The sequence below is a fragment of the Streptomyces adelaidensis genome (assembly GCF_016598475.1).
Lineage (GTDB): Bacteria > Actinomycetota > Actinomycetes > Streptomycetales > Streptomycetaceae > Streptomyces > Streptomyces adelaidensis.
In genome coordinates, this window is sequence record NZ_JAEMUX010000278.1 from 1 (window position 1) to 727 (window position 727).

The 727-nt window shown below is 72.8% G+C and carries 3 protein-coding genes; all 3 read left to right on the forward strand.

Going from position 1 to position 727, the window contains the following annotated elements; genetic code table 11:
• Positions 1 to 23: 23 nt before the first annotated feature.
• From I8N67_RS44945 to I8N67_RS41835, 3 genes are read left to right on the forward strand one after another with little or no spacing between them, the layout of a single operon-like run.
• Positions 24 to 161 carry a zinc finger domain-containing protein gene (locus tag I8N67_RS44945; protein ID WP_443729059.1) on the forward strand — a complete coding sequence of 46 codons (138 nt, stop codon included), beginning with the start codon at positions 24 to 26 and terminating at the stop codon, positions 159 to 161.
• Positions 158 to 379: a hypothetical protein gene (locus I8N67_RS41830; protein WP_200309624.1), complete on the forward strand. Its 222-nt coding sequence runs from the start codon at positions 158 to 160 to the stop codon at positions 377 to 379. Before I8N67_RS44945 ends, I8N67_RS41830 begins: the two co-directional genes overlap by 4 nt.
• Positions 376 to 600, forward strand: a complete 225-nt coding sequence (locus tag I8N67_RS41835) for a hypothetical protein (RefSeq protein WP_200309626.1) — start codon at positions 376 to 378, stop codon at positions 598 to 600. The genes I8N67_RS41830 and I8N67_RS41835 overlap by 4 nt, the downstream gene beginning before the upstream one ends.
• The last annotated feature ends 127 nt before the right edge of the window (positions 601 to 727 follow it).

Below are 727 nucleotides of genomic sequence, written 5' to 3' on the forward strand. Positions count from 1 at the left end.
TGACCAAGCCGCCGGAGTGGCAGATCCGCTGCCCGTGGTGTCACGCCCCACCCGGCCAACGATGCGCCAGCCCCCGCGGACGACGCCTCGCCATCGACAGCCACGACGCACGCCACGCCGCATGGACCACCCACACCCGCCCGACAGGAGCCAGTCAGTGACCACCGCACCCGCACCCGCCTCCAGCGACACCGGCGACCCCAACGACCGGACCACCCACCTCATCTGCTGCGACTGGAACCTCGCCCTCTGCGGCCTCGACGTCAGCAACGAGACCATCGTCTCCGAAGGCATCGGCCACGACTGCATCGTCTGCCTCGACCTCGAAGGGCAGCCCTGCCCCCGCTGCGGCGCCGAGCCCGAGGAAGACGCCCGATGAGCGCCCGCATCACGATCCACTGCGACACCCAGTGGCAGTACGGCGGATGCCCCCGCCAACTCCTCACCGACGCCGACACCGTCACCGAAGCCCGTGCTGCCGCCCGCGCTCAGGGCTGGGTCACGCACTCCAACGGCCGCGACATGTGCGCCGCCTGCTCCGGACGCGGCCCCCAACCCGCCGGTGCGGTCGTCGCCGTCCTCCACCCGGACCGGCCGTGAGTACCCCGCTGGAGCGGCTCCTCGCCGAGACCATCCCCACCCGGCCGCCGCCGGCCATCCCCGTACCGCGACGTGTCGAGCCGGGGCACCGCTGGACGGCTGGCGAGCAGGACGCGCATTGGAACGC